23 protein-coding genes are annotated in these 24,829 nt (G+C 35.9%); 15 read left to right on the top strand and 8 right to left on the bottom strand.

The window, feature by feature from the left end; genetic code table 11:
- Positions 1 to 36 precede the first annotated feature (36 nt).
- On the bottom strand, positions 37 to 1,233 hold the full coding sequence (locus Q4D72_RS03530) for a heparan-alpha-glucosaminide N-acetyltransferase domain-containing protein (RefSeq protein ID WP_303076046.1): 1,197 nt from the start codon (positions 1,231 to 1,233) through the stop codon (positions 37 to 39).
- Positions 1,234 to 1,563: 330 nt separating this feature from the next.
- On the opposite strand from Q4D72_RS03530, the gene fbaA reads away from it, so the two are divergent.
- The 3 genes from fbaA (at position 1,564) to Q4D72_RS03515 (ending at position 6,446) form a co-directional block, all read left to right on the top strand.
- The gene (gene fbaA / locus Q4D72_RS03525) at positions 1,564 to 2,631 is read left to right on the top strand and encodes a class II fructose-bisphosphate aldolase (RefSeq protein ID WP_303076044.1); all 1,068 of its coding nucleotides are present in this window, start codon (positions 1,564 to 1,566) and stop codon (positions 2,629 to 2,631) included.
- A gap of 519 nt (positions 2,632 to 3,150) precedes the next feature.
- Positions 3,151 to 3,849, top strand: a complete 699-nt coding sequence (locus tag Q4D72_RS03520; protein WP_303076042.1) for a GLPGLI family protein — start codon at positions 3,151 to 3,153, stop codon at positions 3,847 to 3,849.
- Positions 3,850 to 3,854: 5 nt separating this feature from the next.
- The gene (locus Q4D72_RS03515) at positions 3,855 to 6,446 is read left to right on the top strand and encodes a carboxypeptidase-like regulatory domain-containing protein (RefSeq protein ID WP_303076041.1); all 2,592 of its coding nucleotides are present in this window, start codon (positions 3,855 to 3,857) and stop codon (positions 6,444 to 6,446) included.
- Between the two features lie 177 nt (positions 6,447 to 6,623).
- Here Q4D72_RS03515 and Q4D72_RS03510 read toward each other — a convergent pair whose 3' ends face one another.
- The 3 genes from Q4D72_RS03510 to Q4D72_RS03500 all read right to left on the bottom strand — a co-directional run bounded on the left by Q4D72_RS03510 (position 6,624) and on the right by Q4D72_RS03500 (position 9,042).
- Positions 6,624 to 7,307 (bottom strand): RNA methyltransferase, encoded by a 684-nt coding sequence (locus Q4D72_RS03510; protein ID WP_303076039.1) that lies wholly within the window; start codon positions 7,305 to 7,307, stop codon positions 6,624 to 6,626.
- A gap of 577 nt (positions 7,308 to 7,884) precedes the next feature.
- Positions 7,885 to 8,568, bottom strand: coding sequence for an ABC transporter ATP-binding protein (locus Q4D72_RS03505; RefSeq protein WP_303076038.1), 684 nt, complete (start codon positions 8,566 to 8,568; stop codon positions 7,885 to 7,887).
- A 54-nt stretch (positions 8,569 to 8,622) separates the two neighbouring features.
- A complete protein-coding gene (locus tag Q4D72_RS03500; protein ID WP_303076037.1) occupies positions 8,623 to 9,042 on the bottom strand; it encodes a hypothetical protein in 420 nt (139 codons plus the stop codon).
- 259 nt (positions 9,043 to 9,301) lie between these two features.
- Between Q4D72_RS03500 and Q4D72_RS03495 the strand changes: the two genes are divergently transcribed.
- Both Q4D72_RS03495 and Q4D72_RS03490 read left to right on the top strand, forming a co-directional pair.
- Positions 9,302 to 10,600: a dicarboxylate/amino acid:cation symporter gene (locus Q4D72_RS03495; RefSeq protein ID WP_303076036.1), complete on the top strand. Its 1,299-nt coding sequence runs from the start codon at positions 9,302 to 9,304 to the stop codon at positions 10,598 to 10,600.
- Between the two features lie 17 nt (positions 10,601 to 10,617).
- On the top strand, positions 10,618 to 12,540 hold the full coding sequence (locus tag Q4D72_RS03490; RefSeq protein ID WP_303076035.1) for a DUF294 nucleotidyltransferase-like domain-containing protein: 1,923 nt from the start codon (positions 10,618 to 10,620) through the stop codon (positions 12,538 to 12,540).
- A gap of 72 nt (positions 12,541 to 12,612) precedes the next feature.
- On the opposite strand, the gene Q4D72_RS03485 is transcribed toward Q4D72_RS03490, so the two are convergent.
- Complete coding sequence (locus Q4D72_RS03485; RefSeq protein ID WP_303076034.1) at positions 12,613 to 13,566, bottom strand: hypothetical protein; 954 nt, start codon at positions 13,564 to 13,566, stop codon at positions 12,613 to 12,615.
- 240 nt (positions 13,567 to 13,806) lie between these two features.
- Here Q4D72_RS03485 and Q4D72_RS03480 point away from each other — a divergent pair, with 240 nt between their 5' ends.
- Together Q4D72_RS03480 and Q4D72_RS03475 are read left to right on the top strand one after the other, a co-directional pair.
- A complete protein-coding gene (locus Q4D72_RS03480) occupies positions 13,807 to 14,151 on the top strand; it encodes a CidA/LrgA family protein (protein WP_303076090.1) in 345 nt (114 codons plus the stop codon).
- A 2-nt stretch (positions 14,152 to 14,153) separates the two neighbouring features.
- Positions 14,154 to 14,855 carry an LrgB family protein gene (locus Q4D72_RS03475; RefSeq protein WP_303076033.1) on the top strand — a complete coding sequence of 234 codons (702 nt, stop codon included), beginning with the start codon at positions 14,154 to 14,156 and terminating at the stop codon, positions 14,853 to 14,855.
- A 56-nt stretch (positions 14,856 to 14,911) separates the two neighbouring features.
- Here the strand turns inward: Q4D72_RS03475 and Q4D72_RS03470 are convergent, their stop codons facing one another.
- Together Q4D72_RS03470 and Q4D72_RS03465 are read right to left on the bottom strand one after the other, a co-directional pair.
- Positions 14,912 to 15,436 carry a DUF2892 domain-containing protein gene (locus Q4D72_RS03470; RefSeq protein ID WP_303076031.1) on the bottom strand — a complete coding sequence of 175 codons (525 nt, stop codon included), beginning with the start codon at positions 15,434 to 15,436 and terminating at the stop codon, positions 14,912 to 14,914.
- A gap of 53 nt (positions 15,437 to 15,489) precedes the next feature.
- Positions 15,490 to 16,497 carry a M28 family metallopeptidase gene (locus Q4D72_RS03465; protein WP_303076030.1) on the bottom strand — a complete coding sequence of 336 codons (1,008 nt, stop codon included), beginning with the start codon at positions 16,495 to 16,497 and terminating at the stop codon, positions 15,490 to 15,492.
- Between the two features lie 125 nt (positions 16,498 to 16,622).
- On the opposite strand from Q4D72_RS03465, the gene Q4D72_RS03460 reads away from it, so the two are divergent.
- The 6 genes from Q4D72_RS03460 to Q4D72_RS03435 all read left to right on the top strand — a co-directional run bounded on the left by Q4D72_RS03460 (position 16,623) and on the right by Q4D72_RS03435 (position 21,307).
- A complete protein-coding gene (locus Q4D72_RS03460; RefSeq protein ID WP_303076029.1) occupies positions 16,623 to 16,943 on the top strand; it encodes a translation initiation factor in 321 nt (106 codons plus the stop codon).
- Between the two features lie 34 nt (positions 16,944 to 16,977).
- Positions 16,978 to 17,724: a 3-oxoacyl-[acyl-carrier-protein] reductase gene (fabG, locus tag Q4D72_RS03455; RefSeq protein ID WP_303076028.1), complete on the top strand. Its 747-nt coding sequence runs from the start codon at positions 16,978 to 16,980 to the stop codon at positions 17,722 to 17,724.
- Positions 17,725 to 17,760: 36 nt separating this feature from the next.
- Positions 17,761 to 18,561, top strand: coding sequence for an outer membrane protein assembly factor BamD (locus tag Q4D72_RS03450; RefSeq protein WP_303076027.1), 801 nt, complete (start codon positions 17,761 to 17,763; stop codon positions 18,559 to 18,561).
- A 24-nt stretch (positions 18,562 to 18,585) separates the two neighbouring features.
- A complete protein-coding gene (locus Q4D72_RS03445; protein WP_303076026.1) occupies positions 18,586 to 18,900 on the top strand; it encodes a DNA-directed RNA polymerase subunit omega in 315 nt (104 codons plus the stop codon).
- Positions 18,901 to 19,022: 122 nt separating this feature from the next.
- Positions 19,023 to 20,198: a bifunctional phosphopantothenoylcysteine decarboxylase/phosphopantothenate--cysteine ligase CoaBC gene (coaBC, locus tag Q4D72_RS03440; protein WP_303076025.1), complete on the top strand. Its 1,176-nt coding sequence runs from the start codon at positions 19,023 to 19,025 to the stop codon at positions 20,196 to 20,198.
- Between the two features lie 29 nt (positions 20,199 to 20,227).
- Positions 20,228 to 21,307 (top strand): LptF/LptG family permease, encoded by a 1,080-nt coding sequence (locus Q4D72_RS03435; RefSeq protein WP_303076023.1) that lies wholly within the window; start codon positions 20,228 to 20,230, stop codon positions 21,305 to 21,307.
- A gap of 65 nt (positions 21,308 to 21,372) precedes the next feature.
- On the opposite strand, the gene mnmA is transcribed toward Q4D72_RS03435, so the two are convergent.
- Positions 21,373 to 22,566 (bottom strand): tRNA 2-thiouridine(34) synthase MnmA, encoded by a 1,194-nt coding sequence (gene mnmA / locus Q4D72_RS03430; protein ID WP_303076021.1) that lies wholly within the window; start codon positions 22,564 to 22,566, stop codon positions 21,373 to 21,375.
- Between the two features lie 173 nt (positions 22,567 to 22,739).
- On the opposite strand from mnmA, the gene Q4D72_RS12135 reads away from it, so the two are divergent.
- Both Q4D72_RS12135 and Q4D72_RS03425 read left to right on the top strand, forming a co-directional pair.
- Positions 22,740 to 23,504: a UbiA family prenyltransferase gene (locus Q4D72_RS12135; RefSeq protein WP_368502027.1), complete on the top strand. Its 765-nt coding sequence runs from the start codon at positions 22,740 to 22,742 to the stop codon at positions 23,502 to 23,504.
- 109 nt (positions 23,505 to 23,613) lie between these two features.
- On the top strand, positions 23,614 to 24,825 hold the full coding sequence (locus tag Q4D72_RS03425) for an exonuclease SbcCD subunit D C-terminal domain-containing protein (RefSeq protein ID WP_303076019.1): 1,212 nt from the start codon (positions 23,614 to 23,616) through the stop codon (positions 24,823 to 24,825).
- Positions 24,826 to 24,829 lie beyond the last annotated feature (4 nt).

The raw sequence follows: 24,829 nt of genomic DNA, 5'->3' as shown, positions 1-24,829 counted from the left end.
AAAATCATTCCCGTTTTTTATCAAAATGGAAAAAAATCACGAATTTCGTTTAAGTGCAAAAATAAATTCCAACAGCTTGTTTTTTAATCTGTTAAGCAACACCCCCATCAGATAATACACTTCAATCAGAAACATTTTAATCTCTTGTTTTACAATGGTATATTTTTCTGAAACAATAGGTTTCCATTGGTTGTACTTAAATGACAACCAGACATTTAGCACTACAAACAAAAGTGCCCCCGGAATTACCACATACGGACTTAATTGGTGGTGAAAATACTGATACAACCCAAAACCCGTAAAACTTCCGTAGAGGATAATATAATGAATAATATAAATCGAAAGCGTATTTTGCCCAATGGTGCGTATGGTTTTTGACATAATCACATCACGAAGCAACATAAACACCGAAAAAATCAGCATCACGTTTCCCAAACGATTAAATATGGTATTTTGAGCCATCAATAGGGTAATCTCCGAATTCACTAAATGATGAATCCACCCCAAAAACGGCTGAGAACCAAATGATAACAACAATCCGAAGAAAGTGGTAAAAGCAATAGCATAACGATATACGTCTGCCCGATTTCTGAAAATACTGAACAAAACCCCGACAAACGCCCCAAATGAAGCATAGCCAAACCAAGGGAAAATCGTGAAAACCGAACCGTTAGCTTGCGTGAAATAATTCGCCAATGCCACAGGCAAAAAGTCATACGATTGTTGCAAATAAACAGGCGCAAACGCAAATAAAAACAGCGTAAAACCGAGTAATATAACGGGCATTACGTACGTTTTTTTACGGTATGAAAACAAATAAATGGCGATGAGAAACAACAGTGAAAGTCCTATACAATGCAGTACATCAACCATATACGTATTCGGATATATTTTTCCGGCAAACAGACTCCAAAAGTGAGTGCGCAACAAATAAGCTGTGATAATCAATGTAATACCCCTTCGAATTCCTTTGACAACTCTAACGTGATTCCATCCCGTTTTACCTTCTGTTTTTTCTTTTGCCAACAAATACATAAAAATGAAACCTGAAACGGTAAAAAACACAGGAGCTGTCAGTCCTCTGAAAAACAACCATGTAGAAAAAGGTAAATAATCCGTATTACGATATTCATTTGCCAATAACCCATCAACAAAATGCCCCTGCAGCATCATACAAATGGCAAAAGCCCGCATTACATCAATAAAATAAAGCCTGAATGTAGGGTTTTTCATAAATTTTTGTTTTACAAAGGGCAAAGTTAAAAAATAAATCAACACAGCTGTAAATAATCTGATATTTATCGAAAATTTAACACCTAACGACCCGAAATTTATCTTGTGTATCTTCAAATAAAAAACTGATTTTCAATTACAAATAGTTAATGGATAAAAAATTTATCCCCAGAAAAACAAACTTTATTTTTGTCATCTGAACAAAAAATAGTATCTTTGTTACCAAATTTAGGCTGGGTAACAAAACAAGAGAAAATTGTTATTTTATGTTTTTAATCCTAAATATTTTACTAATTATCAACGAAGTATAATTTTAATTTCATAATATAAATGGCACATAACATTAAACCGGGCGTAGCCGTTGGGAAACAAGTGCAAGAGATTTTCCAATACGCCAAAGAAAAAGGATTTGCCCTTCCGGCTGTAAACGTTGTTAGTTCAAACACTATCAATGCCGTGATGGAAACCGCGAAAGAGGTCAATGCCCCCGTAATCATTCAGTTTTCAAACGGAGGCGCTTGCTTTATGGCAGGAAAAGGACTTTCAAACGAAAACCAGCGTGCAGCTGTTGCCGGTGCTGTGGCGGGTGCAAAACACGTACATCAACTGGCTGAACTTTACGGAGTTAGCGTAATTCTTCATACCGACCATTGTGCAAAAAAATTACTTCCGTGGATTGATGGCTTGCTTGACGCTTCAGAAAAGCATTTTGCCGAAACCGGAAAACCTTTGTTCAGCTCGCATATGATTGACCTTTCGGAAGAACCTTTGAAAGAAAACATCGAAATCTGCAAAAAATATTTGGAGCGAATGAGCAAAATGGGTATGACCCTCGAAATTGAGCTCGGAATTACCGGTGGCGAAGAAGATGGTGTGGATAATTCCGACGTTGAGGCTTCAAAATTGTACACCCAACCCGAGGAGGTGGCTTACGCTTATGAAGAGCTTTTGAAAGTGAGTCCACAATTTACCATTGCAGCCGCTTTCGGTAACGTTCACGGCGTGTACAAACCCGGAAACGTGAAACTTACGCCAAAAATCTTGAAAAATTCACAAGAATACATCTCTAAAAACTACAACGTACCTCACAACACCGTTGATTTCGTTTTCCACGGAGGGTCAGGTTCAAGCGTTGAGGAAATTCGTGAAGCAATTTCGTACGGGGTTATCAAAATGAACATTGATACCGACTTGCAATATGCTTTCACTGAGGGAGTTCGTGATTATATGGCTGCCAAAGCCCCTTACTTGCAATCGCAAATCGGAAACCCCGAAGGTGCGGATGTTCCTAACAAAAAATATTACGACCCACGCGTTTGGCTCAGAGAAGGCGAAAAAACATTCGTTACCCGTTTGAAAAAAGCCTTTGAAGATTTAAACAACATCAATACCTTGTAAAAATTCAATAAATAATAAACAAAAAGCTGCCTAATGGCGGCTTTTTTTATACTTTAATTTTTTCATTTCAAAATTAATTTTAATTTGCAAATTTTAGTTAAAGTTTATTTTTTTTATCATTCCTAAAATACAAAATAATTAATTATAAATCAATGTTTTAAATATTTTAAAATTGATAACACACTGATTTTACGAAACATTAAAAAACACTTAAAAATAAGAATTTAAAAATTTTAACCCTCTATTTTTTTTAAATTCTTATTTTTTTAACACAAAACTTAATATTCTCTTAAAATGAGACTATTTAAACATATTTTCTTTGTTAAAATAAATAAACCTATTTTTTTTCCGGTAAAAATTTGGAAAATAGAAATACGTTTTTATATCTTTGCACCAGTAATAATTAATAAATTTTTTAGAATATGAGAAAAATGATTTTCATTTTAGTAAGTAAGATTTGTTTCTCTGAAAATTGTTTGGGGGATTTCTCCAAACATTTTTCTTAAAATTCGTTACATTATGAAAAACCTTATTATATTAATTTTATTAATGGTATTCAATGCTAACATATACAGCCAGGAAAATGTGGTAAAAGTTGATTACGTAACATACAGCACTAAATTTCCGGAAGTAGTGGAAGATAATTGTCATTTGTATTTGACTGACTCAAAATCACAATTTGTTTTTTTACAACAGGAAAGAGATTACAGAGTTAATAACTACCTGATTACGCCCCATTTTATTAAGTACATCAGTAATTATCATTATAAACAACAAGAAGTAGAAGACAATCGTACGCTAAAAGATAGTACCATTTTATACAGCCGATGGAAAAATGATATTGTCTGGGAAATTCACGATGACACGAAAGAAATATTGGGCTATAAGGTACAAAAAGCTACTACCGATTCGTTTGACACTGAAAAAGATGACTTTTTTTATAAAGGGAAAGCCATTGCTTGGTTCACTTCTGAAATTCCAATACCTTCTGGACCAACAAGATATTACGGCTTGCCCGGGTTAATTTTAGAAGTTCAGTTTGAAAAATCCAACAATGTATGGACTGCGAAAAACATTGATTTTAACAGCTCTTATACGTTTAAAGAGTTCAACAAAGAAAACGAAGTTACTAAGAACGATGTCGTTTATTTCTTCCACGAAAACCCAAAAAAAATTAAAGAAATCCAAAAACAAAACAAGAAAAAACTCAAAAAATAAAGCAAATGAACCGATTTTATTACCTTATCGGGATTTTGTTCATCATCACAAACATTAATGCTCAAACACAAATAAGCGGCATTGTCAAAAACGCAGAAAAACAAACGGTTATTGATAATGCCGCCGTTTTGTTATACGATGCCAACACCAACAAAATCCTTGAATATCAATATACCAACGAGCAAGGTGTGTTTTCATTCACTAAAGAGCAACCCGAAGGCATTTTCCGCATTGATGCTTCCAAACTCGGGTTTGAAAAAAGTTCACAAACCGTTGTTATCGGCACCGACCAACTTAAAAAACTGACTGTTGAGCTTGCCTTACGCCCAAAAAACATTGAACTTGACGAAGTTGTCATTCAAAAACAAAAACCCATCATCGTCAAGAAAGATACCATCATTTACAATACCGATTTCTTTACCGAAAATCACGATGAATCACTTGAAAAAGTGCTTGCTAAGATTGACGGATTCAAAATCCACCCCGACGGAAGCATCGAAGTGAACGGCAAAGTAATCCGAAAGGTGCTTATTGACGGAAAAGAGGTTTCCGACTTCGGTGCGGCGATGCTCACCAAAACAATCGACCCGAAAAACGTTCAAAACATAGAGGTTCGTTTCGATGAAAAGGATAAAAAAATAAAAGAAAGCCTCATTGATGCGGAAAAATTTGTTGTTTTGGACATAAAACTCAAAAAAAATATTAAAAAATCATTCTTCGGAAAGCAGCAAATCAACACCGGATACCAAAACAACTTGAAATTGGGCGGAATAACCAATCTTTTTTCATTAAATTCAAAAATAAACGTTCAGCTTTTTGCCGAAAACAATAATTTTAATAAAAATACCATTGAATTAGAATACATTCGCAACATTGGAGAAGAAGCATTCCATAAAATATTTAGCATTCCCGTTGATATTAATGACCTAAAAAAAAGGAGTACTTACCAAGAAGATATTTATGGTTTCCAAAGCTTTCTTTCACAAGACAAAAGCATTGGCGGACTTTCACTAAACCTTCCGCTGTCTGAAAAAACCGATTTATATGTTGGAACATTTGCCAATTATCATTTCATTGAAAAAGGATTTGAACGCCAACTCTTTTTGGGTGATTCCCTATTGGATTATATTAATGACCAAGGGTTTATTGCTGAATACCAATCAAAAAGTAAAGTTCAACTAAAATATAGTTCTGATAATCTAAAATTACTATCAGATGTAAATTATGTTTATTTTGACCAACAAACCCGTAATATAGTTCACAATCCGTTTGGGAATACTTTCCGAAAGAAACAATATGAAAACAATTTCTATTTTAATAATCTCCTAGAATATCTGATAACTAAAAAATGGGGTTTTATAGCTAAATTTTCATTCAAAAATGAAGATTACACCACTTTTGCACATCTCCAAAAGCAAAGTCGTACTCTCCCAAACCTTTTTCAAGAAAACAAAAACCGATATAAAACAATTGCAAGCAATAATGAGCTTTCCTTTATTTCAGAAATGCTTGGCACACATTATATCGGATATGAATATACACTTTTTCAGCTTGATAATGAAAAAATTGCTAATGAAAATGCTTTTGGAAACCAAAAAACAAAGCTAAGTTATCAAAAAAATTCAATTTATTACAAATTAAATCTATTTTTGGGCAATCTTTTTATAAAAGGAAGATTAGTTTACTCATTTTTGACCTTTCCCACTCCTTGGGAAAGCTTTCCCAATGAAAAGAACAGCTTTCCCGAGTATGAGGCAACATTAACTTACAATTGGGATAACTTTACTAATATTTCGGCATCAATAGAAAAAAATATAACAACATTCCCGCTCCAAAAAATAGTAAGCGGAAACCTCTTATTAGATTACCAAACCATTTTTACAAGTAGCCAAACCATTTTTCCTACATACAATACCACTTATACAGCTAATTTTAATAAAATTTTTAATAACAAATCAGAATTGGAAGTTGCCTATTTGCACGGGCAAACTAAAAATCAAAATAATTATGTTTACAAAAATGATTTTATATATTCCCAAGCCAATCAGCTTACTAACCAATTCAATTTGTATTCTATAAAATATAAAAAACGACTTTCCCAAAAGCTTTGGCTAACTATAAGTTCGGAATATTTAGGTAACCAAACTGAATATCTACAAGAAAATTCACTTGAAACATCACAAGCACAACGTTTTATAAATAGTTTAGACCTTTTATATAAAGTAAATGATGATTTTTCAGCTACTTTTTTGCCAAAGTATGCTCACTTTATCTTTAAGAACTCAACAACTACACATCATAAAGCTGTTAATTTCTTAAATACATCTATACTTTTAAAAAAGCAATTTATAAATAAGAAATTATTATCGCAACTATACGTTCAGCATATTTACTTTTTTAAAGATAAACATCATTTTGTGAATTTAGATGCTGAACTAGCTTATAAAACACCTCGATTTCGGTATAGTATAGGTAGCGGAAACCTTTTTAATACTCATTTTTTCACAACCTATGACCTAAATGAATCTTTTCTTGAAATTTCAAAGAATAAAATATTCAACCGATATGTTTATCTTACATTCGAATTCAAATTTTAGAAAAAAAAGTAATTTTTCAGATTAACTTTACCATAATTCATCTATAAAATTACAAAAAATTCAAAGAAAAACCTTTGAGAACATACAAAAAAGATTCTCAAAGGTTTTTAAATTTAAAAAGATGATAAAAATTAAAAAAACTACGTTATTTTTTTAATTTTATATGTCAAAAATAGTTTAAATAACGTTGAATGACGCTTTATGAAGCTCATTGAAACGTTTTATAACGTCATTTACATTCCGAATTGACTTTTTAGTCCAATCAATACGTATTTTTAGTTTTTCTTCATCTGAAAGTTGCCAATTTATACTTGATTTTCGTAGTTTTTCAGTTAGTTGCTGCAAAATAATAGCTACACAAACCGAAATGTTTAGACTCTCGGTAAATCCTACCATTGGAATTTTTAAATACGTATCTGCTTGTTCCAATACTTCACGTGACAAACCATCTTTTTCAGTTCCGAAAAAGAAAGCACTTGGTTTGCTGATGTCAAAGTCATCTAAAAAATTAGCTTTTGTATGTGGAGTTGTTGCCACAATTTGATATCCTTTCTTGCGTAACGTATCAATACAGTTTTTTGTGCTTTCATATCGAAAAGTATCAACCCATTTTTGCGCTCCCATCGCTATTTTTGCGTCTAAACGCTTTCCAAAACGTTCTTCTATCAAATGTGCCTGCTGCACACCAAAAACTTCACAGCTGCGTATCACGGCGCTTGTGTTGTGCATCTGAAAAACGTCTTCAATTGCTACGGTAAAGTGATTCGTGCGTTGCGAAAGGATTTCTTCAAATCTATTTTTTCGTGCATCAGTTATAAAATTCTCTAAGTATGTTAAAAATGTATGTTCTAACGTATTCATTCTTTTAATTTATTTAGTTTTTGTTTTCAACTTGATTATTTTTACTTTTTTCATCAGATTTTTAATAAAAAATTATTGATTATATTATTTTTTATCATAAAAACAGCTCTTCCCTCCTACTTTTTCCAAAATTTTAGCATTTTTAAAAATTTTAATATATAAAAAATAATTTTGCATATCAAAAATAACTTTTATTTCTTATCTTTGTCAAAATTTTGAACTTTAACAAATATTTTAACGTATAAAAAATGATTTTGTATATTAAAAATCATTTTTACAACATTACTTTTTTAATTTTATATGTATAAAATATAATTTACAACGTTTATTTTTAAAATTTCAACATTACTTTTATATTTTTTTATATCAAAAAATAATTTTTATATTTTATCTTTGTCAAAGTTTAAAACTTTGACAAAGATTTAACGTACAAAAAACAGTTTTACTCTAAAATACATCATATAACAAATAAAAAATTTGATTTATAAGATATAAATCAAATTTTTATCGTGTTTAAAATCTGTATGCTGTTATTTATTTAAAAATAAAACACAACAAAATGTTTTTCATTGTTGTTTTATTGTTTTTGTATATCACTATCAATCAATCCGTCACGCAATCGAATAATTCGATGAGCGTGTTGCGCGATATCTTCTTCGTGGGTTACTAAAATAACGGTATTTCCTTTTTGGTGAATCTCGTCAAAAAGCGCCATTATTTCGTACGAGGTTTTGGAATCGAGGTTTCCGGTGGGTTCATCAGCCAAAATAATCGAAGGATGATTAACCAAAGCCCGCGCCACGGCAACCCGCTGGCGTTGCCCTCCGGATAACTCATTGGGTTTATGACTCATACGGTCAGCCAACCCAACCAATTCCAAAACTTCACGAGCGCGCTCTTGGCGTTTTTCTTTTTTAATTCCGGCATAAACCATTGGCAAAGCAACGTTATCCAACGCCGTTGTTCGCGGCATCAAATTAAAAGTTTGAAACACAAATCCGATTTCTTTATTGCGAATATCGGCAAGTTCCCCGTCAGATAACTTACTCACATCCTTTCCGTTAAGAAAATATTCCCCCGATGTGGGCGTATCCAAACACCCCAAAATATTCATCAATGTGGATTTGCCCGAACCTGACGGTCCCATCAGCGCTACGTACTCCCCTTTCTTAATATCCAAATGAATTCCTTTAAGAACGTTCAAAATTTCGCTTCCTAATTTAAAATCGCGTTTTATGTCTCTAATTTCCAATAAATTCATAGCGTGCTATATATTTGGGAGATTTGGTTATTTCGTGCGAATATATGAAAAATATCACACTTTAACGAAAAAAAGTTCTTTTTTTTGTTCTTTACGGATAAAAGCATATCCCTGCTTAAAAGTATCAACACAAGCCGTTGTTTGATGATGTTGCACAATTTTACGCCAATGCGGTTTGTTCATTTTCGTATGTATATCATTAAGTATCAAAACACTATCATTGTGCATACAGGTCAAAAAAGAAGTCGGGCAACTGGTTTTCAAGCTATTTTTCAGGAAAATCAAATCGTATTTTTTGGTTTTCATTTCCAAATCAAAATTGCTTTCAATCTGAATATTTTTAAAAACGGAATTGAGTATTTTTTGAAGATTTTCATCATCAATCAGCATATTTTTCACGCCAAAATGCCGAATTATTTGCAACAAAAGTGAAAATTGTTTTGATGAAATTCCCGTTTGAAGCAACTGATTCATCGGAGCAATTGTTTTTTGATTTTTTAAGCATAAACAATTTGTAATCAAATCAAAAACAAAAGGAGAATGCACTCCGTGTAAATGAATTGAGCGAACCAAGAAACGAAGATAATCTGTAAAAATCACCTGTAAGTGTTAAAAAATTCGCTTGCAAAAATAGAAAAAACAGTTTATAAATTTACTATTTTTCAAAAAAGTTATATATTGCGGGTCAAATCAAGAAGAAAAGAATTTCAATCACTTTTACATTTTTAAGCGTATGGAAAAAAAGAAAAAAATAGCGTTACACTGGCAAATCCTCATCGGAATGCTTGCCGGCGGTTTGTTGGCTTTGGTAATGTTGCAATTTTCGTGGGGCAAAAACTTTGTTTTGGATTACATCAAGCCCTTCGGAAATATGTTCATCAAAGCACTAAAAATCATTGCTATTCCTCTGATTTTAGCTTCATTAATCAAAGGAATTTCCGATTTGAAAGATATTTCCAAGTTCTCAAAAATCGGTACACGAACCATTTTAATTTATATGATGACAACGGTTTTGGCGGTTTCCATCGGGCTTACGGTGGCAAACATCGTACAACCCGGCAAAATGCTTACCTCCGAAACCCGAACCGAATTGATGGAAGGCTTTAAATCACAAGCAGATAAAAGCATCAGCATTGCGCAAAAACAAAAAGAAGCCCGACCGCTTGATGCCATTGAAAATCTTATTCCGGACAACCTTTTCCTATCAGCGACGGATAATTCCAATATGTTGCAAATTATTTTCTGTGCCATTCTTTTCGGGTTTGCGATGATTTTAATTCCGGAAGAAAAAACCAAACCGATGAAGGATTTTTTCAACAGCCTCAATGATATTATATTGAAAGTCATTGATTTAATAATGAAAGTTGCCCCTTACGGTGTGTTTGCCCTCATTGCCGGTTTAATTGTTGAAGTGCCTAATTCAGAGGTACTTTCGGCTTTGTTTGTTTATGCTTTGTGCGTGTTTAGCGGTTTAACGATACTGATGGGCATCTATTGCATTTTAGTATGGGTTTTCACCAAACGAACGCCGAAATTTTTCCTTCAAAAAATGGCTCCGGTTCAGCTATTGGCATTTTCAACCAGTTCAAGCTCGGCAACAATGCCCTTAACGATGGAACGCGTGGAAGACGAATTGGGTGTAGATGAAGAAGTTGCGAGCTTTGTAATTCCGTTGGGCGCTACCATAAATATGGACGGAACCAGTTTGTATCTCGGTATCGCCACCATTTTCATTGCACAGGCTTCGGGCTTGGATTTGAGTTTCACGGCTCAGTTGGGAATTGTCGTTACCGCCACATTAGCTTCTATCGGGGCAGCGGGCGTTCCGGGTGCCAGCATCGCGATGTTGGTTATCATTTTGGAACAAGCGGGCATACCCGAAGCCGGATTGGCACTTATCTTTGCCGTTGATCGCCCACTGGATATGATGCGAACCGTAGCCAACGTTACCGGCGATGCCTGTGTGGCAATGATTGTCGGGAAATCGGTTGGGAAGTTACACGATGTAAATGAAAAACAACAACATACTTAGCTGTAAATCATATATATATGAAAAATACCATAGCCCGTAGGGTTCACGATTTTTTAAAAAAATATCCTCCTTTTGATGCTATTGATGAGAATGATTTGCTCAATTTATCAAAGGAAGTAGTGGTTATTTATTTACAAAAGGGAGAAATTTTATTCAAAGAACACGACCAAGCACACGATTATTTATACATCGTAAAAGAAGGCGCTATTGAAATTCGGCAAACGGTGAATGACAACTCGGAAATGGTGGATATTTGTGATGAAGGCGATGTGTTTGGCGTGCGACCGATTATTACCAACACGCCTTATATGATGACGGCTGTTACACAAGAAGAATCAATCGTTTACGGGATTCCCGCCAATGAATTTCGCCCCATTATTGAAAAAGATACCAAAATAGGGCTGTATCTAATCGAAATTTTTGCCTCAAAAACACGTAATCCCTATTCGGTTGATTATACCAAGTTTTTGTATCAGAATTTTGACCGCAATATGCTTCAAAAAGATTTTTTTGAACTACAACCGGCTGTTTATGTTCGTAAAGTAGTCAAAATCAAACCAGAAGAAAACATTCAACAAGCTACTTCTTTAATGACGGAAAAGCGTGTGAGCAGCATTGTGGTAACCGATTCCGATAAAAAACCGCTCGGCATCGTTACCGACAAGGATTTACGAAAACAAATCGCAACGGGTTTCTTTTCATTGGATATGAAAGTGGCACAAGTGATGAGCACCCCCGTCAAAACCTATCCAAAACGAATGACCATCGCCCAAGCCCAGTTTGAAATGATTAAAAATAACATTAATCATTTGATAATCACCGAAGACGGAAGTCCTCAAACCGCTGTATGCGGCATTATGACTCAGCACGACATTGAAACCGTTAAAGGCAACAGTATCCCTGAACTGATGAAAGCCGTAAAGCGCTCAAAAAAGTCAAAACACCTAAAACGGATTCGCAAGCAATCACTTAACTTACTGAAAGGCTATGTGTTACAAAACATTCCGTTAGGCTTGATAACCGATTTGTTTCATCAGCTTTTTGAAGCCATTACCGTAAAAGTCATTGAAATATGTATCAAACGAATGCCTGCTCCCCCACCCGTTCGTTTTGCGTGGGTAGGTTTGGGAAGCTATGCCCGAAAAGAACAATTTTTACTCACTGATCAAGACAACGCTATTGTTTTTGAGAATGTTACGGAAGAAAATTATGAAAAAACACAAGAATATTTTCTGCAATTAGCCGATAAAATCAACACGATGCTCAACAAAATCGGGTACGATTACTGTCCGGCTGATATGATGGCTCGAAACCCAAATTGGTGTTTGAGTTTGGAAAAATGGGAATCCCAGTTTCATAAGTGGATATCTAATGCCAACGATGCCGACCTTTTGATGTTTTCGATTTTTTATGATATGGCATTTTCTTTCGGCGAACCTACACTGGTGCAAAAACTGAGTGAAAAAGTAGTTGATTTTACTCAAAATAATGAGCGTTTTATGGCTTTATTGGCAAAAAGTGCGCTTGAAAATCCTTCTCCTCTTGGATTTTTCAGAAATTTTATTGTAGAACACGACGGAAAATACAAAGACCAATTTGATTTAAAAGCCCGAGCTTTGACAACCATTAGTGATATAGCCCGTTTGCTTACACTTTTGTTTAAAATCAAAAACGTTACCAACACCGCCGAACGATTTGAAAAGTTAGCCGAAGCCGAACCTGCCAATAAAGAACTTTATTTAGATGCCGCCTATGCCGCCAAAGCACTGTTAAAATTCAGAATTAAAAGCGGATTAAAACACGATAACAACGGAAGATATTTGGATATCAATAGTTTAAGCAAGGAAGAAAAAACCAAATTAAAACGTTGTTTCAAATCCATTTCACAGGTGCAAGATTTGGTACGGCAGCGTTTTAAAGTAAGTTTAACGTATGTTTAATCATAAAAAAATCCGGAGTTATCAAAAGATAACTCCGGATTTTGTATTAATTAATAATTTTTTAAACATTCCTTATTTAAGAACAAATTCTGTTTCACCCACATTACGGAGTTTGTCATCAAAAACAACCACTTTGTAAGTTCCTTTTTCAAATCTGTCACCTGACTTTGCTACAAAATCACACACATCAATGTTTTTGTTTTCATAGATAAACCGTGCAGCGGTACTGTAATTGATGGTTGTATCTTCCATTGAGGTAGTTTCATTTTGCCCTAATGTAATTCCGCTTGGGTCAATCAATTGCACGTAGAAGTAACGTGTTCCGGATTTAGCAATCCTGTTAGCGGTTACGGTAAAACAAACACGAATTTTGTCAGCAGCTCTTGAACGGCTAGTTTCAATTAACTTTCCGCTTGAACGCTCTTTCACAGCTTCGGTAACTAACTTACTGATGCTCAACGCCTCACCACTTTCAACCACTTTTTTAAGCTTCGTGTTTTGTTGCACCAATGAATCGGCATAAACGGTAGCATTTTGCAACGCTCCGGTAACGCTGTCGCGTTGTTGCGTAATCACAGCATTTGAACGGCGCAACGAATCATTGATTGCCAACAAACGCTCACGCTCTTTGGTTAGGGCAAACACCTGATTGCGATACTTGTTCAATGAGGCGATGGAAACTTTCATCGTTTTAAGAGAGTCTATGTATAGACTCACCTTATTGCGAGCTTCAACCAACTCTTGGCTTGTAGCTTTATTTTCTTCAACAGCTTTATCATAACTGGTTTTTAAAGCTCCAAGCTCATTGATGATTTGCTCTTTTTGTAGGTTAAGCTCAGCCTCGTTTTTTTCTTTTTCTGTACGAAGCGAATAAGCGTGGTATCCCACAAAACCGGTCGTGATAGCCAAAATTCCAATTAAAATCTTGGATACTACTCCCCCCCCTTTTTTAGGCTCATTGTTGTACTCATTTTCAAATGAAAATTCTTCCTGTTGAGTCTCTTTTAAGTTGTCTGAATTCATCATAGCTTTTTCCTTTTTTGTTCACAGGGCAAATATATACAAAAGTTTGATAGCCTCACAAAATTTTATGTTTTTTTTCACATATTTTTTTTCGTGCAAGAAATCGCTTAAAGACATAAAAAACTAAAAACCAAATAAATACACTATTTTTTAATTATTTTCATAATTTAAAATTTTCTTGTAAAATAACTCGTTTTTGCAAAAAAGAAAGTATTTTTGCAACGATTTTTCTATTTCGTAGTTATGTTAGTTCGGTATTGTGCCATTATTTTCGGGTGTTTGGCTTTGGGTGAATTGGTTGTTTACCTGACGCAAATCCGTTTTCCTTCAAGTATTATAGGAATGTTTTTTCTGACCCTGTTTTTGCATTTGGGGTGGGTAAAATTGCAGTGGGTAAAAGCGATTTCAGACCTTTTGATTGCAAACTTAGGGCTGTTTTTTGTCCCGCCGAGTGTTGCCGTTTTGGTTTATTTCGATGTGATTTCAAGCAACTTTTGGTCGATTAGTACCGCCATAGTTGTCAGTACGATAGCTGTTATGGTAGTTACCGGACACGTTTATCAATTTTTACGCAAAAAAATAAAGTAAAGATGAATTCATTTTCAGAAAATCCGCTATTGCTTTTGACTTTGACCTTCCTTATATATTACGGAGCCTTATTTTTACAGAAAAAATACAAATCGCCCCTATTGAGTCCGGTTTTGATAACCACAGCGGTTTTGATTGGTTATCTGTTGGTTTTCAGTATTTCATACGAAAAATATGTACAAGCGGGCGTTTTTATTGAGTTTTGGCTGAAACCCTCAATTGTTGCACTGGGTGTGCCGTTATATTTGCAACTTTCAAAAATCAAAAAACAATTAATTCCGCTTATTGTATGTCAGTTTATTGGCAGTTTAGTGGGGATTTTTTCGGTTTGTTTTACCGCTAAATGGTTGGGAGCAGGCAAAGAGGTGGTTACTTCACTCACACCCAAATCGGTAACAACGCCCATCGCCATTGAAATATCACAAACCCTTGGCGGCATACCCGCCATTACGGTTACTTCGGTACTTGCCACAGGAATTTTAGGCAGCCTTTTCGGATTTAAAATTTTGGAAATATGCAGCGTGAAAAGCCCGATGGGCAAAGGCATCGCAATGGGAACGGCGGCTCACGGACTGGGTGTTATGGCAGCGTTTCGGCTCAGTGAAAAACACGCCGCTTATGCCAGTTTAGGAATGATTTTCAACGGAATTTTCACAGCTGTTTTAGCCCCCGCGATTATGAAATGGCTCAGTGTTTGGTTGTAAAAAAGAGCAATTTACAAACGTGTGTAAACTGCTCTTTTTGATTAAAAAAACTATACTTAAATCTTTTTCAATTGTTGCTGCATCATTTTGATTTGCTCGGTCATCATATTTTGCTTGTCTAATTTTTTGGCTTCGGCAAGCAATTCTTGAGCTTCTCGTTTTCGGCGTTTTTGCATCATAATTCCCGCCAAACTCAGTTTTGCCATCGCAACGTCATAATCCATCGTAAGTCCCAAATCCAGCGCCTTACGGAAGAATTTTTCGGCTTGCGTCAAGTTAATTTGCGAGTAAATAATTCCGTGTAAATAATTGTAATATCCCTGTTGTTTTTTGATTAAAGCCGTTTCGGGTTCCACAATTTTGCTCAACCATTTTTGTGTTCCGGCAAAGTCTTGTTTTCGCAATCTGAAAAACGCCAGCAAAATAAATTCATTGCGGAAATACAAAAAAACGGGAATTAACGACAAGAGCAACAACGCAATGCCGTTACCGATATTTCCTTCCACAAACTGATAAACTGCCCACACGACAATCAATGCGGCTATACCTATTTTTACGTATTTATTCTGTAAATATTTCATTTTTCTGTTTTTTAGGCGTGCAAAAGTAGCAAATTAAATGTGATTTCACAATTTTATTTTCCGTCTCTATCAACTTTGATGCGCTCGGAGCGGTTTGCCAGCTCCCACGTAAGGGCAAAAATGAGCTTGGTTCGTTTGGTAAGTGCCTCAAAATCTATCTTTTCATACGTATCAGTAGGCTGATGATAGTCATCGTGAATGCCGTTGAAGAAAAATACGGACGGAATGCCGTGTTTTGCAAAATTGTAGTGGTCAGAACGATAATAAATCTGCCAAGGGTCATTTCGGTCGTCATATTTATAATCTAAATGCAAGCCGACATACTTTCGATTCATCGTTTCGTTAATAGCGTGAAGCTCAGAACTTAGTCGATCTGCTCCAATCACATAAATATAATTATTATCGGTATGTAAATCGTCTACCCGCCCAATCATATCAATATTGATATTGGCAACCGTATTTTTCAAAGGGTACAACGGATTTTGGGAATAATAATCCGAACCGTAAAGCCCTTTCTCTTCGGCGGTCACCAATAAAAACAGTATGGAACGCTTGGATGAAAATCCTTTTAGTTTGGCTTGGGTAAAAACACGTGCCAATTCCATCACGGCTACGGTTCCGGAACCGTTATCATCGGCGCCGTTAAAAATCTGACCAAAACTGCTTCCGATATGGTCATAATGCGCTGAAACAACGATAATTTCATCGGGTTTTTCACTTCCTTCCACAAAAGCCCAAATGTTGTCGGAATCACCAAAACGATTGCCCCAAAACGATTTTGGAATGCTTTGAAACCAGCCCGAAGCCTTGGGCGGGCGGCTAATCCCTTCTTTCTCATAGCGTGAAACGATGTAATTGGCTGCTTTTTTGATGCCTTCACTCCCTGTGTCACGTCCCTGCATTGAATCGGCAGCGATTACTTGCAAAGTTTCACGAAGCCGAGGCTGTGAAATTTCATTCAAAAACAACGACAATATTTTATCATCTTGCTGTAAGTCAGCTTTCTGCGAACTACAACTTAGTAGCGATAGCATAAAAAAGACAAAAAATAATTTTTTCATTTTTTCTGTAATCATTAAAATTTAACGGGTGCAAAATTAGCAAAGAATTTAAATTTAATCTGAATATTCCCAGAAATTAATTTTTTTATTCGTACATTTGCCCGATTTTATTACACACTGACAAAATGTTGCGTGAACAACTCAAAAATTTGTTTCCTGACCATATTGAAGAGCCGATTGCCAAGCAAGAACCCTCAAATGTGTGGTTGCAAGATGACCCGCTGTTATGCAAATACGAAAAACGCAAAGGCAAACCCGTAACTGTCATTGAAGGATACACAGGGGCAGACCACGATTTTAAAACATTAACCAAAGAAATCAAAACACTTTTAGGCGTTGGCGGATCATTCAAAAACGACACCATCATCATTCAGGGAGATTATCGCGAAAAAATTATGGATTTTCTCAAAAGTAAGGGTTTTAAGGTGAAACGTGTAGGAGGATAAATTAAATAATAATTACTTATAAACTTTTTAAATTATGAAACTATTAGAAGGAAAAACAGCCGTTATTACGGGAGCAAGCAGGGGTATCGGGCGAGGAATTGCCGAAGTTTTTGCCTCACACGGAGCCAATATCGCCTTTACGTACAACTCATCGGTTGAGGCGGCACAAAAACTTGAAGATGAACTGAAAGCCAAGGGTATAAAAGCCAAAGGATATCAAAGTAATGCTGCCGATTTTAACGAAGCTCAAAAATTTATTGATACGGTTGTATCAGAATTTGAAAATATTGACATTCTGGTTAATAACGCCGGAATTACCAAAGATAATCTGCTAATGCGTATTTCGGAAGAAGATTTTGACAAAGTGATTGAAGTGAATTTGAAATCCGTTTTTAATATGACCAAAGCCGTGCAACGCACAATGCTAAAACAGCGAAAAGGTTCCATCATTAACATCAGCAGCGTTGTTGGTGTAAAGGGAAATGCGGGACAATCAAACTACGCCGCATCAAAAGCCGGAAGCATTGGTTTTACCAAATCAATCGCGCTTGAATTGGGTTCGCGAAACATTCGTTGTAATGCCATTGCACCGGGCTTTATCGAAACCGAAATGACCGCCGTGCTTGACGAAAAAGTAGTGCAAGGCTGGCGCGATAATATTCCGCTAAAACGCGGCGGAAAACCCGAAGACGTGGCAAACGCCTGCGTGTTTTTAGCCTCTGATATGTCGGCTTACATAACAGGTCAGGTGCTTAACGTTGATGGCGGAATGCTTACATAATTTTGATATATCATAAAAACTGTTTACTTTTGCCCAATGCAAATAAAAAAACACATCATTATAAGTTTGGTAGGAGCCGGATTGGTAAGCTCTTGCGGAGAGTATCAAAAGGTGTTGAAATCACCCGATAGTTCAGCCAAATACACAATGGCTGAACAACTCTATAAAGACGGAAAATACAAAAAAGCAATCCGGTTGTTTGAGCAATTTTCACCTGCCTATGCCGGAAAACCGCAAGGCGAACGCGTGCTGTATATGTTCGGTGATTCATATTACAAATCTAAGCAATACAACTTGGCTGCGTATCAGTTTGAGCGTTTTCAAAAATTGTATCCACGAAGTGAAAAGGTTGCCGAAGCCGCTTTTTTAGAGGCAAAATCGCTTTACACCGAAGCACCCAAATACAGTGTAGACCAGACTTTTACAAACAGTGCACTTGAAAAGTTACAACTTTTCTTAGACCGCCATTCACGCTCTGAATACGCCGCAGAAGCCAATGAAATGACTTTGGATTTGGTTACTCGTTTACAAAAAAAAGAATTTGAAATAGCCAAACAATATGATTTAATCCGTGATTATCAGGCGGCTATCAAGTCATTAGACAATTTTTTAGCTAACAATCCCGGAAGTGTTTTCAGAGAGGAGGCCCTTTACATTCGGTTGCATTCCGCTTACGAATGGGCAGCAAACAGCGTGGAACACAAAAAGAAAGAACGACTGGACATTGCTAAAGAAGCCTATCAAACCCTAATGAAGTCGTTCCCTGAAACGCGCTATAAAAAAGACGCCGACAGAATGCTTGGGAAAATTGAAACATCATTAAAAAATTATTCGTAACTCTTATTATAAAAATTACAAACTATGGATTTTAAAAAGATTGATGCACCTACAACTACGGTTACCTACAACCGAAGTGCCATTGAAGCGCCTACCGAAAATATTTACGAGGCAATCTCAATCATTGCAAAACGTGCCGTTCAAATCAATTCTGAAATAAAAAAGGAACTCATCGAAAAATTGGATGAGTTTGCCACCAACAACGATAATTTGGAGGAAATTTTTGAAAATAAGGAACAAATTGAAGTTTCTAAATTTTACGAAAAACTTCCTAAGCCACAAGCTATCGCCATTAAAGAATGGTTGGAAGATAAGGTTTATTACAGAGAATCAAACTAATCCATACCTGTTTAAACAATTTAGCATAACTCCAAACAATGAAAATCAAACTTAATTATTTCATTGTATGGAGTTTATCTGTTTGTGTTAAAAGCCGTTGTTTCATCTTTTTTAAGCTAAAAATGAATATAATTTTAGGGATTACGGGTGGCATTGCAGCCTATAAAACGCCTCATTTGGTACGCCTGCTCGTTAAGCAAGGACATCAAGTACAGGTAATTACAACCGAAAATGCCGAGGCTTTCGTAGCCCCGCTGACATTAGCTACACTTTCTAAAAACAAAGTACTTTCATCATTTCAAACCAATGATAATCAATGGAATAACCACGTTGATTTGGCACTCTGGGCTGATGTGATGCTCATAGCGCCCGCCACGGCAAACACTTTGGCAAAAATGGCTCACGGTCAGTGTGATAACCTATTACTCGCTACTTATTTTTCAGCAAAAGCGCCCGTTTTTGTGGCTCCCGCTATGGATTTGGATATGTACGCACATCCAACGGTGAATAAGAATTTGGAAAAACTGCAATCCTTTGGAAATCAAATTATTCCTGCCGCATATGGCGAACTGGCAAGCGGACTGGTTGGGCAAGGCAGAATGGCAGAACCGGAAGACATCGTTACCGCAATTGAAAATACACTTTGTAAAAATAGCGTCTTTAAAGGAAAAAAGATAGTCATTACCGCCGGACCTACTTACGAAGCCATTGACCCTGTGCGTTTTATAGGGAATTTTTCCACCGGAAAAATGGGAATAGCCCTTGCCAATGAAGCTGCTGCACAAGATGCCGAGGTTCATTTGATTTTAGGACCTTCCGCTGAAACGAATATCGATAAAAAGGTACAGGTACACCCAGTAATTAGCGCCTTACAAATGTACGAAGCCACTATAAATGAATTTGATAACGCCAATATTGCGATTCTTTCAGCAGCCGTAGCAGACTATACCCCGAAAACAAAAGCACCTGAAAAAATTAAGAAAAAGGACACAAATTTAATTTTGGAGCTGGTAAACACCGTTGATATTTTGGCAGCATTGGGCAAACGAAAAAAACAACAAGTGCTTATCGGTTTTGCTTTGGAAACCGAAAACGAATTGGAAAATGCCAACAAAAAATTAACCCGAAAAAATTTAGACGGCATTGTTCTTAACTCATTGAAAGACAAAGGAGCAGGTTTTGGAACAGAAACTAATAAAATCACTTTCATCACTCATAAGAGTCAAACTGCTTTTCCGCTAAAAAGCAAAAAAGAAGTAGCCAAAGATATTTTAAACGAAATTCAAAAAATAATGTAGCACCCTATTTGAGGGCTTCCATACTGAAAATGAAAATATTAGACTGGTACATATTAAAACGATATTTGACCACTTTTTTGGCTCTGATGGTGCTTTTTGTACCCATCGGCATCGTTATTGACCTATCGGAAAAGGTCGATAAAATGATTGAACGAAAAGCTCCAATTGACGAAATATTAATCTATTACGGGAGTTTTGCCATTTATTTCGCTAATATTTTATTCCCGATTTTGTTGTTTTTATCCATCATTTGGTTTACGTCCAAATTGGCGAATAACACCGAAATTATTGCCATTTTAAGTTCCGGAATTTCGTTTAACCGCTTTTTACGTCCGTTTTTTATCGGAGCTTCCATCATTTCGGTAATTGTTTTTGTTATGGGAATGTTTGTTGTTCCGGAAGCAAGCCAATATTACAACGATTTTGCCAATAAATACACACGCAGCCGAACTGTCAGTAGCGTGAACGATTTGTACAATCAATTTTCAGAAAACGATTACCTGTACGTCAGTTCGTTTAACTATAACGAAAAAACGGGTTACAATTTTTCGGTGGAACATTTTGAAGGAATTTATCTGAAACAAAAAATAATGGCGCAATCCATTCAGTGGATTGAAAATGACAGCGTAAAAACGTATCGATTAACGGATTACGTTAAACGCACCATCGGTAAACACGAGGACATCATTGAGCGTAAGCCTGTGCTTGACACGCTTTTCAACTTCTCAATTGAAGATTTAATGCCGATGGAATATGCCGCTGAAAACAAAAATATTTTTGAACTCAATAAATTCATTGAGCGCGAAAGAATGAAAGGATCACCTAACTTAAACCTCTATCTATTAGTAAAATACCGCCGATGGGGCCTGATGGTTACGGCTTTTATTTTGACTATTATCGGAGTTGCCGTGTCATCGGTAAAACGCAGAGGTGGAATGGGTGTAAACTTAGCATTCGGGATTGTTATCGGCTTTGTATTCGTATTTTTCGACCGTATTTTTGGCACACTTGCCGAAACTTCGGGTTGGTCGCCCTTAATGGCAGTCGCCATCCCGAATATTATATTTTTACTACTGGCAATTTACCTACTCAAATCCGTGCGAAGTTAATACAACTAATTATCAAGTGATTACCGTCTTGTTTTTTTGATTATCAATTACTTTACAGCTTCTGATTATGCAATCACGCCACTACCGATAAGCTCATCTTCGGTATACCAAACAGCAAACTGCCCCTCAGTAACAGCACTTTGCGGATTTTCAAAATGAATAAACAATCCGCTTTCAGCCTTGTACAAAACCGCTTTTTGCAAGGGTTGTCGGTAACGGATTCGCACCATAACTTCCTTACTATCACCTGTTTGCAGAGCCAAATCAGGGCGAACCCAATGCAATTCTGCATTGTCAATAAACAAGGCATTTCGGAAAAGTCCGCGGTGTGTATTCCCTTGCCCTACGTATATAACATTCTGATTTACATCGGTTTCTATCACAAAAAGCGGTTCAGGTGTTCCGCCTACGTGTAGCCCTTTTCGTTGCCCTTTGGTGAAATAATGAGCCCCCTGATGTGAGCCGACTTTCTTTCCGTCAGAAAGCTGATAATGAAAACGTTGCGACAAATATTTCAATTCATCTTCGTAGGTTTCAAACGCTTTTAGACTGTCAAACGCCTGATAGCCTTTCCAATCGGTCGGAATTTCAACAATATCACCCGTTTTGGGTTGCAGTTTTTGTTGTAAAAATTCAGGCAAACGCACCTTCCCAACAAAGCAAAGTCCCTGAGAATCTTTCTTTTCGGCGGTAATCAGTCCTTGCTCGGCAGCGATGGCTCTGACTTCTGATTTTTGCAGTTCCCCAATCGGAAAAAGAGCCTTACTGAGCTGGTCTTGTGATAGTTGGCACAAAAAATAGGACTGGTCTTTATTAGTGTCTTTCCCTGAGAGCAAACGATAGATTTTTTCGCCGTTGATTTCGGTTTCTTCCTTTCGGCAATAATGCCCTGTTGCCACGAAATCCGCCCCAAGCGAAAGAGCCAATTTCATAAACACATCGAACTTTATCTCTCTGTTACACAGTACATCAGGGTTTGGCGTACGTCCGTTTTCATACTCGTTAAACATATAATCCACGATGCGTTGTTTGTAAGGTTCGCTCATATCAACGGTCTGAAACGGAATGCCCAATTTTTCGGCTACCAAAAGAGCATCATTGCTGTCTTCCAGCCACGGACACTCGTTGGAAATGGTTACCGAATCATCGTGCCAGTTCTTCATAAAAAGCCCAATCACCTCATACCCTTGCCGTTGCAACAAATACGCTGCCACACTGCTATCCACACCGCCCGAAAGCCCTACGACTACCTTTTTCATACTATCTGCCGAATTTTTAGTTAATTATCAAGATGCAAAGTTACTATTTTTTTATGATTTTTCGTTATTTTACATCACTCCTACTTCTGTTTTTAGGCTAAAATTCATAATTTTGCCATCTTTTTATAAAAACCACGCAATTTGAACTACGTAAAAAGCACAAAATCAACCTAATGAATATAAAACAACAGATAAAAACAGTATTTGATTTTTATTTAGATAACAGTATCCACGTTGCTTTATCGGTGGTATTCATTACGTTTCTTACCTTTGATACACAGCATATTAAACCAAATTATGTACTACTGTGCTTTATTTTTTGTAGTACCATTTTCGGATATAATTTTTCCAAAAGAAGAATCAAAAAAGCAATTATTTTAAATACTGTTTGTTTTTTAATCTCCATATTTTCACTGTGTTACCTTCCGTTTAATATTCAAAAAATCAGCCTTTTTACTTTCGTAATATTATTTTTCTACACCTACCCCACCCGATTCAACTTACGAAAAATTCCGTATGCAAAAATCGTCATTGTAGCATTTTGTTGGATTTTAACAAGTATTTTGATGCCCGTCATAGTCGAACGATTACCCGACCAAAAAGTAATGTTATATGCCTTTTCTTTTTTTGTTTGGATTGGAATTTTAATCCTACCTTTTGATATTCGCGACATAAAAACAGATGTCAGCATTGTAACTTTCCCCAGAAAATTAGGCACTCAAAACACTAAAAATATAGGAATTAGCATTATAATAATTTTGTTTTTTTTCAATCTGTATAACGAAATTCCTTTTGTTATCAATTTTTTGTTTACCACAACTATAAGCCTTTTCTTAATATTTTCTAGCACAGAAAAAAGTCGGTATTACTACACTTTTTGGGGTGAAAGCATTCCTATTTTTATTGGATTTATTTATCTTTTACTTAATAAATTCTAAATTAAAAGTAAAAAAATTATAAAAAAGTTCCTATTTTTGCTCGTTTTAAAGTGATTTCATATTTTTATATCGAAAATGGCAGTAAGACCTCTTTACAAACTGAAAATCAATGAGAATATTACACACATCAGATTGGCATTTAGGAAAAACACTTTATGCAAAAAAAGAAAGACAAGCAGAACACATTGCTTTTCTGAACTGGTTACAGTCCACTTTAAAAGAGCAATCCATTGATATTCTTTTGATTGCAGGAGACGTATTTGACAACGCAACACCAAGCATTACCTCACAAAAAATATATTATGATTTTTTAACACAAATACAAAACACGCCCTGCAAAAACGTGATTATTGTAGGGGGCAATCACGATTCACCCAATTTTTTAAACGCTCCAAAAGCACTTTTGGCAGCCTTGAACATCACCGTAATTGGCAGCGTTACCAATTCCCTTGAAGATGAAGTTATCCTAATCAAAGACAGCAACTTAAACCCTGTAATGATTATTTGTGGTGTTCCTTTTTTACGTGAACGTGACATCAGTAAATTCACTGAAAAAGAGAGTTATACCGACCGTTCCAAACGCGTGAACGAAAATATTAAAAAACACTATCAGGAAATTGCTACAATTGCTGAACAAATCTGTGTTAAAATTTCTAAAAAAATCCCAATTATTGCTATGGGACATTTGTCTGTTATCGGTGGAAAAAGAAGTGATGACGATGGCGTTCGTGAAACCTACATCGGGAATGTGGAAGCCATTAGTAGCGATATTTTCCCAAAAGCATTTGATTATGTGGCACTTGGTCATTATCATATTCCGTCTGTCATCAAAAATCACATTCGATATTGTGGGTCTCCCATTCCGATGGGATTTGGTGAAGCAAAACAAAAAAAATGTGTTTACATAATTGATTTTGAAGCACAAAATCCTATTGAAACAATTGAAATTCCTGTTTTTCAGCAATTGAAATCAATTATTGGAGATAAAGAATTCATTTACAATCGATTGGAAGAGCTTAAAGCATTAAATACGTCTGTTTGGGTGGAGATTATTTACAACGGAAAAACTATTTTTACCGAACTAAGCTCGTGGGTAAATGAGCAAGTAGCGCATTCAAAAATCGAAATTTTAAAGTTACAAAACAAACAACTTTCGAATGAATCATTAACACAAAACGATACTGAAAACACCCTCAATCAACTAAACCCGATTGATGTTTTTGAAAGATTATTAGAAAAAAATGGCATTGCCGAAACACAAAAGCAAGAACTTAAAATAACTTACCAAGAAATTGTTAATTCATTAGAAACAGAAGATTAATCGT

Origin of the sequence: Capnocytophaga sp., from assembly GCF_030532915.1 — a bacterium.
Lineage (GTDB): Bacteria > Bacteroidota > Bacteroidia > Flavobacteriales > Flavobacteriaceae > Capnocytophaga.
This window is presented reverse-complemented; position numbering and strand designations above follow the sequence as displayed.